Below are 16,685 nucleotides of genomic sequence, written 5' to 3'. Positions count from 1 at the left end.
TTGCTATGATCACGCAAGATAGTCTTTAGGTTGAATCACCAGGTTCTGACCTTGCTCGTTAATAATTTTTAGATCACGAAAGGCTTGATTAATGGAGCTATGCAAAGACTGTTCCGAGGTTCCGGCAATCACCAGATAACCAGCTCTAGCGGTGGCGTTAGCAATGGTTTTTAGCGTCTGTCCGGTGCTAACATTGTAGCCCGCGGCAATCACGCCGGGAATCTTTCTCAGGGTCTCCAGACTGGTGAGACTGGTTATTTTTCCTGGTTTGGCAAAAAACAACTGCACCGACAAATGATCACTCCGACGCTCAATCACAGGCTCTGAGTTTATCAGCGGCTGATCATCATCAGCCGATAAATCATCGATCCCCAGGGAGAAATTTATGACGCGATCGAGAATATCAAAACCGGTCAAATAGGGAATAAAAATGTCTTCATGGGCACCACCAATCCGGCAAGCGACCTCATTGACGACAATCCCCTGCGCCCCCACCAGCAGTTGGATATAAAGAGGGCCAGCGTCAATTGCAAAGGCCCGGGTGATTTTTAAAACCAGATCGCGGATTTCTGCCGCCCGGTTTTGGTGCCGGCTTGGGTATTCATGGGCATAACAGATCCCGATGTTGCGATCGAAGGAAAAGCTCTCCCGATCGGTAATGGTAAGAATCTCCGGTACCCCCTTGTCTACCCAGGCGCTGACCGTGATTTCATCACTCTGATAGAAGGACTCCAGCAGCACTTTTTCTTCGCGGGAAAAAGAAAGCGTTACCGGCAAATTTTTTAAGACCTCTGCTGGAGAGTAAAGCTTAAAAACCCCGCGCTGACCCTGGCTGTCCAGGGGTTTGATCACCACTGGAAATGAGGTTTTGCCCAGATCTTCTGCCCGGGCTTCTTTCGTTAGAAAACGATAAGGCACCGTGGGAATCTGGTTGTCGGTCATAATCTTCTTCATCTTTTCTTTATTGGTAACTGCCCGGGCTGTCGGCACATCGAGGAAAGCGGGCAGCTTCAAGGCCTCGGCCACCCGGGCAACGGTATAAACGGGCTGGTCGGTGCCCATCGTCATAACCCCATCAACCCGGTACTTTTTTGCAATCTCTAAGTTCTTTTTTACATCAAAGGTGCTGACTTCCTCATTGAAGGCCGCATAGATCCGACCCGGCGGATTTTTTAAATAGTCCACCAGCACCACTTCGTGTCCCAGTTCAGCGGCACGGCGGATGGCTCCCAACTGATTATTACCACCACCTAAAATTTGCAGTCGCATCGTTTTTCCGTCCTTTATTTTTAATTTTATCGATATCATTATTTTCTTCGCTGGTAGTCGCTGTTAAGGCAACCATAATAATAAAACAATCGCAATAACAACTGGCTTAGCTTTTTAATCGTATAATTTGATTTTCCATAGCGCCGTTGCTTAAAAGCCACCTTGACATTCCCGATATTTTTGGTAAACCGAAGGGTGATCGCCGTGATGTAAACAAAGGGTGTTTGATCTTTAATTATTTGTTCAACGGTTTCTCGATTGAGCACGCGAAAACTACCCACCCGGATTCTTTTGGGCTTTTTTAAAATCAGAGTAAAAAAAAGATCCACCAGATTGGATCCCAATTGCCGGTAAAACGGATATCCGGCCCGGTCCGGAATGCCGTAAACCACGTCAAAGCCTTTCTTTATTTCATCCAGCAACAACATAATGTCTTCCGGCTGCTGTTGCAGATCGTCATCGATGGTGATGACCTTACGTCCCCGGGATTGGGCCAGCCCGGTCTTAATGGCTGATTGCTGACCGGAATTCTGATCCAGGGCGATTAAAACAATCCGGGAATCGACCGCTTCCAGCACCCGGATCACTTCGCGGGAATCATCCTTAGAACAATCATCCACCAGAATGATCTCAAAAGTTGATTCTCTTGCTTCTAGAGTCGTCACCAACCGACGGATTAATTCTCTGATCGATTGGGCACTGTTATATACCGGAATGACAATGCTAACATCCTGATCTAATTTAACTGCTTTATCCAATTTGACTCCTTGCTGGCTGATAAATAACCCTACCTAAAGATATCCTAATATGTTATACTATGCAAAAAAGAGAAGGCGGTCGATCCATGATAACCATTGATTGTCTGGGAGAAATGTGTCCCATCCCAGTTCTGAAAGCACAAAAAGAATTTAAAAAACTCAACTCCGGCGAAACCATCAAAATCATTACCGATCACAGTTGCGCACTGGAATCCGTAACCAATAAGTTTAAAAAACATCAGGTTAGCTCAGATGAGATCATTGTCGGTGTCTGGGAAATCTTTATCACCAAATCCTAAGCCTCGTCTTTGTCTTGACTATGCGTTTAATCCTGTTAAAAACTAACACAGACTTTTTCTGGCGATATCCTTAAAATATTTGATAAAATCGATAATTACATGGTTGTTCTCTGTTTCGTCATAAATCAGATACATTTCATACTCGATGGTCATATCCGTAATCGCGATGGCCTTGATCTGCTTGCGGTATAACTCTTTTTTAATGGCAATATAGGGCAAAAAGCCAATTCCGAATTCGTTCATCACCGAAGCCTTCACCGATTCGATGGAATCGCTTTTGTAGAGTATATTCAGGGGCGTATCACTATTGCCGGTCTGCTGCATTTTTTTTAATATCACCCGGGTTAAATCCATGCTGTCATTGAGAATGATCAACGGATAATCAGGCAGATCCTTCAGACTGATGATGTCAGGAATCTCAAGATCGGCCGGGGCAACCAGTACCAGCTTATCGATACCGATTTTGTAATAAGAAAGCCGTTCATTCTTAGGCTTACCGTAAATAACCCCGAGATCACAGATATTATTGATGATATTTTCCTCGATTACCAACGCTTTATTGGAGCGGATTTCGTAATTGTTTTGGGGAAACCGTTTCTTGACCTTGTACATCACACAGGGCAATGAATAATTAGCAATGGTCCAGAAGGCTTCAATTTTAATGTCTTTTAAAACTTGATCGCTTTCTTCCAGTTTTGTGCGCATCATGTTTAGCGTTCGCACAATGTTACCTGCATACTGGTAGACAATCTTCCCTTTTTCTGTTAATTCCACCCCTTTGTTACTGCGAATCAGCAGAGTGCTGTCAAAGTCTTTTTCCAGCTTGGAAATCTGCTGGCTTAATGCCGATTGAGAGATATGGTTTTCGGTGGCCACCTTTGAAATGCTTTTAGCTTTTGCCACCTGATAAAAATTTTCAAGATATTCAATATGCAAGAATTATCACTTCCTCATTTTTAGTTCTTTGTTATCATTTTATCACAGTTTGCTTTTCTGAACATTAGCAATTTGTTCTTTCCGGGGTTTTCTCCTGGTTTTTTTAATTAAATCAAAAATCGGATCAGCAGTTTTCCGCCGATTAGCGCACCAATAAATAAAAAAAGACCGAATACCCAGCCGGATAAGGACATCGATCCAATCCCACTGAAAAATGCTCCGATATTGCAACCGGATGCGATACTTGAACCATAGCCCATCAACAGACCGCCTAGCGCTGCTGCCATTGCCTGTTTCCCCGATTTTATTTTCTTGAGTCTAAATTGTGACGCCAGTAAAGCTGATAATGAAGCCCCCAAAATAATTCCCAGATTTCGTAGCGTTACCAGATTCTCCTCGAACCACAAGGTCTCTGTTGTTCCCATTAACCCCAGAACCGTCCCTAAATGCTCGGGCGTTCCAAAGCCCAAAAACCCTTGCAAACGCATGGCCCAGTAAGAAAAGGCGCTGGTAATACCCAACGGTTCCTGGGTGACTATCAGGGTAATTATCTGAAGGATCGATAATAACACCGCCCCGGTCACATAGGACCAGGCTGGCTTAAACCACTTTCTGAATTTTTTCTGATCTTCTGCATTCATCGTTTTTCCCCATTTTTCAGCCTTTATCATACTCGAGCAATCCTCTGTATCGGACTTTCAGAAAATACATTTTTGTACAAACTACCACTATAGCTCCTGCTTTTCTTCCCATTTCATGGCTAATCCATACAGCAGACCAATCACCAGGAGCTGGATAATCAATGCACCCGCCCACCCGAACACATCCGGTAGAAACACCCCGTCTTCTATCCACATCAAATGAGTTTGCCACCATTCAAGATGATTATTACCCAACAAGGTGCCGAAAAAAAAGCCGAGCAGGGTGATTAGATGGATTTCAAACCCTTCGCCGATACGCATTAGCATCCCGGAGGCACAACCCCCGGCAATCACCATTCCGATGCCAAAAATAGTACCGCCGATAACAGTATGCATACCAATGGACGAAATATAGCTTTGTCCCGGAATCGTCTGGCCGGTGATATAATAAAAATATTTGATCGCGGTAAACCCGATACTTGTTACTGCCAGCGCCACCAGTACCCCCCGAGTCATGGCGGTGCTTCCTGTCAAAGCTGGGTCCCGAAGCCCCGCCACAAAACAAAAGCGGGAGCGTTGCAATGTATAACCAAAAGCAATGCCGCTAATCCAGAAAAAAGCAGTCACCATTGAATACTGAAATAAAAAAAGGCCCATTAAAAGCAGCATCAACAACAAAATAGAGCCCGCTGAAAACTGCTGGGAAAATTCATCTTTTTTATGATCTGTCGCTTTGACCAAACTATTGCTCCTTGTGTTTTAAAACCGATTTCAAACTAAACCTGACATGTTTTTTTGCTCGTTATAAATCAAGGCCGGATAAATGATAGCATTCTTAACCAAAATTTTACTTTATGCTTATCTTACACTTATTCCACTGTTTTTGCAACGGATTACCGTCACTCTGATTATTTTTAAGTTGTTTGAATAATTCATTTAAAATCGAGTGTCTAGATAAATCACAATTGCGCGTTACCGAATCGAAATTCGATTCTAAATAAAAGGGCATCAAAAAAGCCCCATTCGGGGCTAACTTTTTAACAGTAATTCTATTTAGATCACAGCAGGATTTACCGAATCGGAATTTTTTGCACTACAGTTTTTACCACTACATAGCAGTTTACGATTGATTTTAAACAACACATGAATGGTTTTTAATTGAACCAGTACCAGTGGCAGTATGATGGCAAAATAGGCAATACTGAATTTTGTGATCACATCCGTTTTAACCAGGGCCCATTCAATAAAGAACATCCCCATGACAAAGGTTGCAACACCCGGACAGATCAGCGCATAACTACCCACACTGTTCTGATCGCCGTTAATAAATGTTTTAAAATAACCCATTTTGTGTAGCGCTTGATAACCAATCAGTCCAAACAATACCTGAATCGAGACAAAAACGGATAAGAATACTAAAATCACCGCTGGATGGGGTTCTGTTCCCATCAGATTATGAGAAATACCCGAGATAACCCGGACACTGGTAATCCCCAACAAGGTCATAATCGGGATCAGCATCCAGAGGGTTGGTGCGCCTTCCAGGGCAATCCCGTCTTTTAAGATCGCTTGAATCCCTAGCGTCAGCATTACCACTAAAACCAGTAGTGCAAAGGTTGAAAACGAAATAGCACCGATGATCCCGATTACCGAAACAATTAGATTATGGCTCATAGCTGCCGATGCGGCAAAGCCAACACCAATCATGACAAAGGCAAAACTGCTCAAAAGCGGGCTTAAGTCATTGCGTTTCTCAAAACCGCCACCAATGATAAGTTGTCGCGAATAATCAGCAAATAGTTTTAATGCATAAACTCCCACTCCGCCATAAGCAACAAGTGCCCAGGGAAACAGGTATTCGACCTGGGTCCACAAGCCTGGTACAAATATAGCCCCCAGAACAAACAACACATTGATGGTCATCCCCAGCGTCAGGGGAATGGTCATCAGTGTGACTTCGGCCGGAGTTCCAGACAGATTGGCATAGGCAGCAGTTCTCTTGAAACGGTTGAACGCTCTAAGATTCATAATCAGGAGCTGAAAATGTCTAAAAGAAAAATAGATAATTCCCGCCAGCGCAATAACCACCATTACGGTCAATGGCCCAATTGGACCGCTTAATGCCGAATAAATGTGGCTGAAGTTGGGAATCGGGGTGTCTGGATGTTTTACCATAAACATCAGGTACATAAAGAAAGATACCGCCAGCCCTCCAGAACCCAAGGCCGATAAAAAGTAGGATGGTGTGTAATTTTGAGTGAATTTTTTAGTCATGATTGCTTTCCTTTCTGGTTTTTTACAATCATAACCTCAGATTCGCAAAATTTCTGTGACTGAGTTACCGTTGTTGTCAAAATAACTAATAAAGATGCATTAATTAAACATAAACTATCTTTTTGGCAATCATTCATTAAAATAAAAAATCAGGTCACCGTAAAGGTCAGGCCTGATTTTTTTAGAAATTCATATTAATCGGTCAATGGGTATAATCGATGATCTGGACCGCATCACCCAATTTCTTCACAATCGCTGCTTTAATCTGATCTGCATTAGGACAGACAAAGCCGATCGGATTGCCCCAGGTGATACAAGAGCAGAGCACAATAGTATCCGCGCCGCGCTTCACCATTTCCGCCACCCGAGTCACGGATTTTTTCCGGGACATCCACCACAGCTGACAAAGCCAACAATCTCAATATCGTCTTCAATTCCCTCAAAATCCGCTTTTTTGTTCCGCATCACCTTAAAATCAGTAGTGCCGGGACACATATCTTCAGTTTGTTGACAGCGAATTAATCCAACTTTTATAAATTCTCCCTTTCTAAAACGCAGGTAGTGAACAATGATAACCCTATTTATCACTAGCATACATTGATCAAGAAGCGGTGTCAATTGTTTATGCAACGAAATGAATGATCCCGGAGCAATCCCCTGTGAACCATCGGCTCTGACGCAATGAAGTTACTAAGCACCAGCCGTGCAGATATTGCGATTGAGCTGGTTGGAGTAAAATAGATAGACCGGTTCATTGTAGAGACGACTTAACAAATCTTCTGATAAATACTGATCCACCACTCCGATTTCAAAGGTTCCCGAGCGATTGAGCACCCCGACTCGTCCACCAATAAAAAACACCTGATCCGGATTGTGAGTTGTCATAATAACACCATAACCCTGATCCGACAATTTTTTAACCAGTTTCATGGTTTTAATCTGATTCCCGAAATCCAGATGGGCGGTGGGTTCATCCAGTAAAATAAAGTCCGGCTCCTGGGCAATGGCTCTGGCAATAGTCACCAGCTGTCGTTCCCCACCGCTTAACTGCGTATAGGCTTTGTTCCGGAGATCGGTGATCCTGACCAATTCCATGGCTTCTTCAATCATCCGCTGATCCTGCAGACTCAGTTTTTTAAAGGCACTTAAATAGGGGGTTCTGCCCATGGCAACAAATTCTTCAACGGTAAAGGCATAGGTCGGCTGGTGAATCTGGGGCACATAGCCAATCCGCATAGCGAATTGGCGCAGCGACAGATCTTTAATATTGTCTTTTTCTAAAAAGATCCCTCCTTGTGTTGGCTCACTCAGATTGCCGATGCAGTTCAGCAAGGTCGATTTACCGGCACCGTTGGGACCCAAAATGGTAAATATTTCACCCTTTTTCAGACTGAAATTGACCTCTGTAAATATCTGATTGCCGTTAGGATAGGCAAACCCCAGTTCAACGATCCTTAAATTCATGACAGATTCATCCTCTCTTTTTTTAACAGATAAAAATAGAACGGTGCGCCAATCAAACCGGTTAAGATACTCAGCGGTAATTCGGCGCTGGTGATGGTTCTGGCAATGGTGTCAATCATCAGTAAAAAGATTCCTCCCAAAACGAAAGAAACCGGTAATAATTTCATGTTATTGGGGCCGACCATCAATCGCCCCAGATGTGGCACCACCAGGCCTACCCAGCCGATTGTTCCACTAATGCAAACAGAACTGGCTGTCAATAAGGTGGCGCAGATAATGACAATCCGACGGGTGGTTTTCACATTGATCCCCAGGCTTCGGGCTTCCGTCTCACCGAGTGACAGCACATTGATTTTCCAACGCAGTACCATGATAATGATAATTGCCAGGATCATCGCCGGTGCCACCATCAGGATACTCTTAGGCAATACCTTGGCGATACTGCCCATCTGCCAATAGGTTATTTCAGCCAATTCCGTTTCCGGATCGGCAATATATTTAATAATCCCCATAATTGAACTCATCAGTCCCCCAACAATAATCCCTGACATCACCAACATCATATTGGAGCTGTTTTTAATCAGCTTCGGAGTCGTTGTTGTCAACGCCACCGCCAGAATGCCGCCAGCAAAGGCACCAATCTGAATACCAATGGTTCCGATCCCAATTAAAATTGCAATGGCGGCTCCAACGCAGGCGCCGGAAGATACCCCCAGCAAATCAGGCGATACCAGAGGGTTTTGAAAAACCCCCTGATACACCGCCCCTGACAAAGCCAATGAACCACCCACCAGAATCGCTGCCACCACCCGGGGGAAACGCAACGTCATAACAACGCTCTCCACATTCGCATCCCCGACTTGTGGTAGCGGTAAAATGTTGGCCGCCAGCACATGGATCACTTCCGGAATTGAAATGGGAAAGCGTCCCATGCATAATGAAACAATCACCAGGGCTCCCAAAATGATAACTAACAGCACCAGCAAAGCTGAAAAATTCAAGCGCTTTTCTTTAAGATTGATATCTTTTAACATTTACTACAACTTTCTGATTTTGCGGTTGCAGCCGACTTAACTGTTGGCATCGACTTTCAAAATCGTATCAATATTTTCATCGGTCAGATTGGCAGAAAAGAACGCTTTATAAAAGGCTTTCAGATCTTTACGGATATCATAATCTTTAAATAGTTCCGGCTGTTGAATACTGCCCATCCACTTAATCATCAGAGGTGTTTCAACACAAGGGGCATCATAGCGATAAATTCCCATCGGAGTTTTGTAAACCCGATGGTTTTTAACCGCATCGATATTGCTCCAATCCTGACCTTCAATTTTATTCTGATACAGGTCTTCCGGTACGATTTCGTCAAAATTTGACAGATAGATGATCTCCGGATTCCACTGAAGGATTTGCTCCATATTTACTTCTGACCATTGTTTATCCAATCCGGCAGCGACATTCGCACCACCGGTTAACTCTAACAGATAATTATTAATGTTTTTTGCTCCTGCCACACTGAGTTTGCTATTACGTAAATACATTACTTTCTTTTTTGAAATACTGTCAAGTTCAGCTTTCTTGTCAATAAAATAATTTTCTACCTCGGTGTGATAAGCCGTCAGTTTTTCAGCTTCATCTTCTTTTCCCAAAACCTGACCAACCAGCAGTAAATCCTTTTTTAAGTCTTCCAGATTTTCCGCATAATTCAGCATTACCGGGGTAATTCCCACCGCTTTTAATTGTTCGGCTTCAGCCGTCTGATCGTTCCAGATAAAGGCGATTTCTGGCTTTAAATTCATTAGCGCTTCCACATTGATGGTAAAGTCTTTGGTAATTTCAGCTGTTGAAATAGTGGCAAAAGACGGATCAAGTTCTGGCATAAAACTGGTTTTGTACGCAGCCATCGCGCTGGGATTAATCGATACAATCCGCTGACTGCCACCATCAATGGCCCATATTGCCGACGCCCAGGGAATCGGGGTAATGGCAACCTTGGTGATGGTTTCCGGTAATTGCACCTCATTACCACCCTGATCTACCACCGATGTCAGTTTTTCGGCGGTTTTACTTTCCGACTCCTTTGCCTGACTGCTGCAACCGGCAATGGCGATACACATAATCAGACCGATACAGATAACCAGTAACATTCTTTTTTTCATCTCTTCTACTCCTTGGTATTTTTTTATTTTTAATTTAAGCCGTTACTTCATTTGCAAAGAAACGCTTTAAATAAGCGTAGCCTGTTTGTCCCATATATTGATAATCCAGCTCGATAAACGCGTTACCGCTAAGGCTGGGATAGGGCATGGGAATAAATTTATATGATATCGTGTTGATTCTATTTTGATAAAGCGGATCCGCAATGACATGGGTAACGGTCATTTGCTGCAATTCCTGATCCGTAATTTTATTTGCCCGGATGGTTATAATCCCAAAATCGTTTGGAATCGCTGCCTCAAGCTGATCCAGAATTTCATTTTCGCCCAGCAGCAGCACCCGGAAAGCCGGACACGGCTGCGGCTCTTTATTTAAGTAATACGATTCCGGGATCACTGTTTTTAATAACGTACCGACAGCTCTCAGCCACTGATTAAAGCCGTCAATGCCGATCGGCATTGCAAAATGATAGGGTATTTCAAACATCTCCGCCATCCATTTTGCCAAACTCAGACCGTGTCTGGAAAAAACAAGATTCAGCTCAGCTTCTGCTGCCGTTTTAAAGGAACCCAGACTCTCATAGCCGAGAAAGTTCACCGCATAACCCAGCGACGTCAGGCAGGTTTCAATTTCATCAAAGTGTTGCCTTTTCCCAAACAAAAATGGATTATAGCCAATAATATTGAGCCGTTTTTTTCGGTTTTCAACTTTTTTTAACGTTGCTTTGGCGATTTTTAACAAGGCCTTTGCTACCCCTTCTTCGGCCGTCTGAAAACCGTTGGTATCTATTGCACAGGTCATTTCAAACAGATCACAGGTCTGTAAAAAATGATCATTCATCCCGGTCATAAAGGTAACCGGTGTGCCAATGGATAGAAATAATTTTATATCTTTGGTTTGATGATTCATTTGAAAGCGCTTTGTAATGGCTTCACCGATCTCATTTGTGCAGCCATTAACCGCCTGCAAGTCATTAAATCGGGAAAAAATAAACGGATTGTGATTCAGTTTATCAATGGAACTAGGACAGTTTGCACAGCCGGAGCCCGTCATTAAAAACTGACAAACGGCCTCATCATCGGGGAATAAAGAAAGTACCCCCGTATAATCTGCGGCCAGCGGCGGTAATTCACAAACCGCTGCATTTTTTGATAAAACCAGTGGCCGGGTCTTGACAAAGTCCGCAATTTTTGCTGCAATCTTATCCAAACGTTGGGATGGACTGGTTTTTCGTTTCTCCATGGGACCACGCTTGAAAATCTCGACAGGTATCTGATGGGGATTATCAAGTCCCTCGATCATCGTATCAAAATCGGTTTGGCTGAGCAAATCGGGACATGAAACATAAAGAATAATACCCTGATAGCAGGCTTTTCGTAACGCCGCTTCAACAACGCCTTTAATTTTTTCCAGATAATCCCCAAAGGTATAATCCAATGCACGAATGGGAACGAGTTTGAGCTTGGACAACTGCCCACATTCCAAAGCCCTAAAATATAAAATACGGATACAAGTTGGCGGTCCGACGGCCACGACTAAGGTGTCCGGTATCGCAAAAATTCGTTTTGCCATTTCCATATCACCTAAATTATAGACCGACGTTTCAATGGTGATGCTACTCATCTGCTGATTTCCTGGTTCTTTGCGGAAACAAAATCAAAGAGGGCTTCCATTGCGTCATCATCAAGGGAACGAGAGTCACTGGCAGGAACTTCGCAAAACAGATCCTTCCCCAAGGTCTTAATTACCTGTGAAAGAGGGGCCTGGGGATCGGCCTCAATCATGGTATTTCTTTGATACTCGGCCAGCTTGATCGCCTGGTTTTGTTCAATAGAGGCTATCAGACGACTTTCGGTCATTTTGATAAAATGATCAACCACATCTTTATCGGTTTGGGACGAGTAGCGATTATGAATAAAGCCGCCAAATAGTTTTTGCTTCGGGGTTTCGTAGTGCGTGATGCCCTTTAAAATATTATTGGCAGCGTACAACGACATAAATTCTGATGAGGTCACAATATAAACCGCATCAACACATTGCTTGCGCATGGGGATGGAAAAACCACCACAGACCACATCACCCAGCACATCATAGACAATCAGATCCCAGTCCATCGCAAAGACTTCCAGCTTTTCCAGGGTCTCGATCACCGCCGAAATGCCCATCCCGGCACAACCGACCCCCGGTTCCGGGCCGCCAGCTTCAACGCAAGTAACGCCATAAACTCCTTTATATAAAATATCTGCTTTATTCAGCTGATCTCCTTTTTCCTTGAGTGTTTTCAAGACGGTGGGAATCCGTCGCTTCATCAGAATCCGGGTCGAATCCGATTTCGGGTCACAGCCGATATGGAGAACCTTTTTCCCAGCTTTTGAAAGCGCTGCCGATACATTGGCGGCAATCGTCGATTTACCAATCCCTCCCTTGCCATAAAATGCGATCCGTTTTAGTTTTATCTTCATTTTTCCTCCAATAAAAAAACTCTTCTGAATTATTAGACAGAAGAGTTTATTATAAAAATAAATCCCTCACCCAATAATCCGTTAGGCTTGGTTATCACAAAATATAGAAGCATCCTGGCTTAAGATCATCGCCTGCTGTAACAACTTCCCAGAAATTTCTTTCCAGTGTTGATCAATTTACAGCGGCTCACTTTTACAGTGGCGGTACCGCATCGGACTTTAACCGATTTTCATACTACACTTTGTTATTCAATTAAGTCGTATTATATCACAAGAAAGAGGAGCAAACAATTCAGCGGTTCTTCTAATTTCCAATTGCCAGCTATCAATATTTTTGATAGTATAGGGCTAAACAAACAAGGAGGAAACCAATGATTTCACTACAAAATATGAAATATATGATCGAAATTTCAAGGCATCAATCAATTTCGGCGGCGGCTAAGGCCCTCTATATTTCCCAATCCACTTTATCCACTGCAATCAAAGAAGTCGAACAGAGTCTCGGAATTCTCCTGTTCAAGCGAAACAGCCGTGGGATTGAATTAACTTATGAAGGACAAGATTATCTAAACCATGCCAGAGATATCGTTGAGCAAGCCGACTATCTGGAACGACGTTATCAGCATCAGAAATCGATCCCGATGCGCTTTTCTGTCTCCACCCAGCGACTGCCCTTTTCGACCATGTCTTTTATCAAAATCGTTGATGAAATCGGCTTGGATCGCTATGATATTGCCATTCGGGAATGTCCAACCCATGAGGTCATCCACGACGTGGCCACCCGTCGCAGCGAAATCGGCGTTATGTGCATTAATGATCATTACCTGAATACGATGCAAAAACTTTTAGATACCAGCAATCTCTCCTTTCATATTCTGGGAAAAATTAAATCCTATGTTTTTATAAGAAAACTACATCCCCTCGCTAAGAAAGAATTGCTAACCCTTGATGACTTAAAACCATACCCTTTTGTCACCTATGATCAGGGTGATGACAATCTGCTTCATTTTTCTGAAGAAATTTTATTTAATGAAATCCTGGATAAAAACATTCATGTCATTGACCGTTGCACAAAAATCGCCCTGGTTCGTGGCACTGATTGTTTTAGCATCGGTCCGGATCTGACTAACAGCGATGGCGATAAGATGCACTCAAAACTAAATGAGATTCAGACGATCGAGTTTTGCGAAAGTGATCAAATTTTACACGCAGGTTATATTATGCGCAGGGAACATACCTTAAGTGATATTGGAATACGCTATATTACGACTTTAAAAGCGAAAATCAATGGACTAGAATGCAATTCTTACTGATGCAAAATAACTAAAAAAATCAAAAGGACAGATACTTGATCCCTTTGATCTTTTTTTATACACTTTGAGTTCTTCAGGCTTTTCTAATTCTAAACACCACTTTTTCTCCACAGTCCGGGCATTGGAGCGGCGCATCGGTAATCACACCTTTGCGAGCCGCATAGACAAAGGGAAACACTGCACTGAGTGCCATCATGCAGAAATTTCCACTCTTGTCCTTATCCAGCTGGGGTCCGTCAAAAATGACTTCATCCCCCGCCGAATATATCGGGCAACCCGATTCCTCAACCACCAGTTTTATTTTCTGTTCAATTACTTCCATGTTGTCCTTCCTCTATAACGCCAGTCGATACAGCGCTTCAATCTGTTCCAGGGTTGTACTTCTGGGATTAACCAGAATATTACCACTTTTCATGGCATCTACAGCCATCGCAGGGATCTTATCGACCGTGACGCCCACCTCACCCAGGGTTTTGGGAATCCCCAGTGCACAAGTTAAGCTACGGATCTCATCGACCAAAGTCTGAGACGTAAAATCCTCCCATCCTTCACCGCATTTAATCGCGTCATAAATTTTTTGATAACGTCCGGTATCGGCTAGGGCGTTATATTCCAGCACCGTTGGCAGCAGTATCGCATTGGCAACCCCATGAGGGACATCAAAATAACCGCCCAGGGGATGGGCCATCGCATGGACATTACCCAGCCGCGCCCAGGCAAAGGCGATCCCGGCAAACATGCTACCATAAAGCATATTGGCTGCTGCTTCTGGATTGGTTCGATCTGCCACAAACAAACGGATATTATTACCGATCAATTCCAAGGCTTTTTCAGCCATTGCATCAGAAAAAGGTGAAGCGGCCTTCGATAGATAAGCCTCAATGGCATGAACCAGAGCATCAATTCCGCAGGCTGCCGCCGTTTTTTCCGGGGTTGTCATAACTAAGGTTGGGTCCAGTACTGCATAGGCCGGAATCAGTTCATAACTAAAGACCGTCAGCTTATAATTCCGGGAACGGTCCGTAATCACCGCAAAAGCTGTTACCTCAGAACCGGTGCCAGCAGTGGTGGGAATGGCAATTAGCGGCACAATCGCACCGGGGACCTTGTCAGCCCCCTCATAGGCACCAATGGAGCCACCGAACTTCGCCAGTATCCCCACCGCCTTAGCTACATCCATGGGGGAACCGCCACCCAAAGCAATAATACAGTCTGCCCCACTGTCAACAAACACCTTGGTGGCCTTATCGACGGTTTCTACTGAAGGATTGGCCTCCGTTTGGGTAAAACTGTCAAAAGTTAGCCCGGCCCGCTCTAAAATATCCGTAATCTTCTTAACCACCCCCATCTTATTCAGATGCGGTCCCGAAATCACCATCGCTTTTTTTAATTCCTGCTTATTTAAAAGCTCCGGTAATTTCTCAATACTATTCACCCCGCAGATTATTTCTTGCGGTATTTTAAAACTAAAACTATTCATCTCTTTTCCTTTCATAACTCCCGACAAGACTATTCAGTTACACTACCAACGCGAGCGGCAAAGGCAGGCTTTTCATCGACATCGACATACTCTACATCAATATGAGCGCCAAACTCATCACCATATTTGAATTTACAGTAGCCATAAAAGAGTACGCCCAATACGGCCCAGCCACCAGCCATGATCCATTCTTCTGCTACCAGTGCAGTGGAAGCAAAAGGCAACGGAATCACATATAACAGGGTCATCATACCCGATAAAGCAACTGCCACAATTCCCACGAAGGTGCCAAATCGGACCTTGTATGGTCGTTTCATATCCGGTTCTTTTTTTCTTAAAATCAGGAAGGACAAGGATACCATGGCATAGGCCAGGCAGACCCCGAAACTTCCGGCATCAACAATCCAGACCAGCATTTTTCGTCCAAAGAAAGGAGCAATTACCGATAATACGCCAATTAGGCCGATTGCTAACACTGGAGTTTTATACTTAGGGTGAAGTTTAGCAAATACTTTTGGAATCATATTGGATTCAGCCATGGAATACATCGCCCGACTGCCCCCGATTAAAAAGGAGTTCCAGCTGGTAATAATCCCGGCCATTCCACCAACAATCAATACCTTGGTCATGATTTCACTGTTAAAAGCCAATCCCATCGCATCGGCCGTTACGAGCGTTGAATCTGCCATTGCACTAGCAGGCATCACATAAGCCACGGCCAGAATGATCAGGGCATAAAAGGCGACTGCCATCAGAATCGAAAGAATCATAATCCCGCCAATTTTCTTAAATCCGGCATTTATTTCTTCAGCTGCCTGCGGAATTACATCAAAACCGACAAAGAGAAAAGGCGTCATAACCGCTACCGTAAGCACACTCCCCAGAGCGGTGGTGCCCAGTTCAATACTGCCACCAAACATGTTTCCGGCAATATTAGAAGGATCACCATTAATCACTGATCCAGCGATTAAAAGGAGTCCAGCCCCGGCAATTAATGCAGTAAAAATAGTTTGGAGTTTGGCTGCTGTTTTAGCTCCGAGAATATTAATGGCGGTAATAATAATAGCGGTAATCACCCCAACGGCCACCCATGAAGCATAAATGTCAAATCCAGCCACTGTATACATATACCCTTGTAAAAAATTAGGGCTCAAATATTGGATGACCGTCGGAAAGGCACAAGCTTCAAAAGCCACAACGCTGACGTACCCCAGAATAATAGCCCAGGTACAGATAAAGGAACCCGTGGGTCCCATGGCCTTATAGCTAAAGACATGTTCACCGCCGCATTGAGGCATCGCAGCTGTAAGTTCTGCATAGGTCAGTCCCACAAAGACGACCATAATCCCCCCGATTAAAAAAGCCAGGGCCGCTCCCAGAGCGCCAGCGGTTTCTATCCAGATACCGGTATTCACTACCCAGCCCCAGCCAATCATGGCACCAAAGGCCAGCACAAAGATATCTTTGGTACTTAAAACCTTGTCAAATTTCGACTTGTTTGTTTTTCCACTCATTTTTCTTTTCGTATGATCGCAATTCTGGATCATACACCCCTTTCAAATTTGATTTGTTAAGATAATTGCGTGGTTGTCAATAAAAAAATAGGATCTTCACAAGCTTTCTGGTGTCGGT

14 protein-coding genes, 2 pseudogenes and 1 riboswitch are annotated in these 16,685 nt (G+C 43.8%); of the genes and pseudogenes, 2 read left to right on the top strand and 14 right to left on the bottom strand.

The annotated features are described in order from the left end of the window. Positions 1-9: 9 nt before the first annotated feature. The gene (locus ACIZ62_RS08175; RefSeq protein WP_111889671.1) at positions 10-1,269 is read right to left on the bottom strand and encodes an ATP-grasp domain-containing protein; all 1,260 of its coding nucleotides are present in this window, start codon (positions 1,267-1,269) and stop codon (positions 10-12) included. A gap of 38 nt (positions 1,270-1,307) precedes the next feature. Next, a complete protein-coding gene (locus ACIZ62_RS08170; RefSeq protein WP_162624402.1) occupies positions 1,308-2,027 on the bottom strand; it encodes a glycosyltransferase family 2 protein in 720 nt (239 codons plus the stop codon). Positions 2,028-2,113: 86 nt separating this feature from the next. On the opposite strand from ACIZ62_RS08170, the gene ACIZ62_RS08165 reads away from it, so the two are divergent. Further along, on the top strand, positions 2,114-2,326 hold the full coding sequence (locus ACIZ62_RS08165) for a sulfurtransferase TusA family protein (RefSeq protein ID WP_111887059.1): 213 nt from the start codon (positions 2,114-2,116) through the stop codon (positions 2,324-2,326). Positions 2,327-2,368: 42 nt separating this feature from the next. Here the strand turns inward: ACIZ62_RS08165 and ACIZ62_RS08160 are convergent, their stop codons facing one another. The 9 genes and pseudogenes from ACIZ62_RS08160 to ACIZ62_RS08120 form a co-directional block, all read right to left on the bottom strand. Beyond that, entirely contained in the window at positions 2,369-3,262 is an 894-nt protein-coding gene (locus ACIZ62_RS08160) for a LysR family transcriptional regulator (RefSeq protein ID WP_111887060.1), read from the bottom strand. Between the two features lie 107 nt (positions 3,263-3,369). After that, positions 3,370-4,419, bottom strand: a pseudogene (locus ACIZ62_RS08155) (YeeE/YedE family protein). Between the two features lie 537 nt (positions 4,420-4,956). Next, positions 4,957-6,177, bottom strand: a complete 1,221-nt coding sequence (locus tag ACIZ62_RS08150) for a TsoY family (seleno)protein (protein WP_414151659.1) — start codon at positions 6,175-6,177, stop codon at positions 4,957-4,959. 202 nt (positions 6,178-6,379) lie between these two features. Beyond that, positions 6,380-6,672 (bottom strand): annotated as a pseudogene (locus ACIZ62_RS08145) (CGGC domain-containing protein). 195 nt (positions 6,673-6,867) lie between these two features. Next, on the bottom strand, positions 6,868-7,641 hold the full coding sequence (locus ACIZ62_RS08140) for an ABC transporter ATP-binding protein (RefSeq protein ID WP_414151658.1): 774 nt from the start codon (positions 7,639-7,641) through the stop codon (positions 6,868-6,870). Further along, entirely contained in the window at positions 7,638-8,675 is a 1,038-nt protein-coding gene (locus ACIZ62_RS08135) for a FecCD family ABC transporter permease (protein WP_111887064.1), read from the bottom strand. The genes ACIZ62_RS08140 and ACIZ62_RS08135 overlap by 4 nt, the downstream gene beginning before the upstream one ends. Positions 8,676-8,711: 36 nt before the next feature. Further along, positions 8,712-9,800 (bottom strand): ABC transporter substrate-binding protein, encoded by a 1,089-nt coding sequence (locus ACIZ62_RS08130; protein ID WP_414151657.1) that lies wholly within the window; start codon positions 9,798-9,800, stop codon positions 8,712-8,714. Positions 9,801-9,834: 34 nt separating this feature from the next. Further along, the gene (locus ACIZ62_RS08125; protein ID WP_414151656.1) at positions 9,835-11,421 is read right to left on the bottom strand and encodes a nitrogenase component 1; all 1,587 of its coding nucleotides are present in this window, start codon (positions 11,419-11,421) and stop codon (positions 9,835-9,837) included. Beyond that, on the bottom strand, positions 11,418-12,260 hold the full coding sequence (locus ACIZ62_RS08120; protein WP_322519762.1) for a nitrogenase iron protein NifH: 843 nt from the start codon (positions 12,258-12,260) through the stop codon (positions 11,418-11,420). The genes ACIZ62_RS08125 and ACIZ62_RS08120 overlap by 4 nt, the downstream gene beginning before the upstream one ends. A gap of 88 nt (positions 12,261-12,348) precedes the next feature. Then, positions 12,349-12,529, bottom strand: a riboswitch (cobalamin riboswitch). 102 nt (positions 12,530-12,631) lie between these two features. On the opposite strand from ACIZ62_RS08120, the gene ACIZ62_RS08115 reads away from it, so the two are divergent. Further along, positions 12,632-13,573 (top strand): LysR family transcriptional regulator, encoded by a 942-nt coding sequence (locus ACIZ62_RS08115; protein ID WP_111887068.1) that lies wholly within the window; start codon positions 12,632-12,634, stop codon positions 13,571-13,573. Between the two features lie 73 nt (positions 13,574-13,646). Here ACIZ62_RS08115 and ACIZ62_RS08110 read toward each other — a convergent pair whose 3' ends face one another. The 3 genes from ACIZ62_RS08110 to ACIZ62_RS08100 are packed head-to-tail and all read right to left on the bottom strand — an operon-like array spanning position 13,647 to position 16,567. Continuing rightward, a complete protein-coding gene (locus tag ACIZ62_RS08110; protein ID WP_111887069.1) occupies positions 13,647-13,895 on the bottom strand; it encodes a TIGR04076 family protein in 249 nt (82 codons plus the stop codon). 12 nt (positions 13,896-13,907) lie between these two features. After that, positions 13,908-15,053, bottom strand: coding sequence for an iron-containing alcohol dehydrogenase (locus ACIZ62_RS08105; RefSeq protein ID WP_322519763.1), 1,146 nt, complete (start codon positions 15,051-15,053; stop codon positions 13,908-13,910). A 29-nt stretch (positions 15,054-15,082) separates the two neighbouring features. Then, positions 15,083-16,567: an APC family permease gene (locus tag ACIZ62_RS08100; RefSeq protein ID WP_322519764.1), complete on the bottom strand. Its 1,485-nt coding sequence runs from the start codon at positions 16,565-16,567 to the stop codon at positions 15,083-15,085. Positions 16,568-16,685: the final 118 nt, after the last annotated feature.

It is taken from the genome of Acetobacterium carbinolicum, from assembly GCF_047456275.1.
In the GTDB taxonomy this organism is placed as follows: domain Bacteria; phylum Bacillota; class Clostridia; order Eubacteriales; family Eubacteriaceae; genus Acetobacterium; species Acetobacterium carbinolicum.
This window is presented reverse-complemented; position numbering and strand designations above follow the sequence as displayed.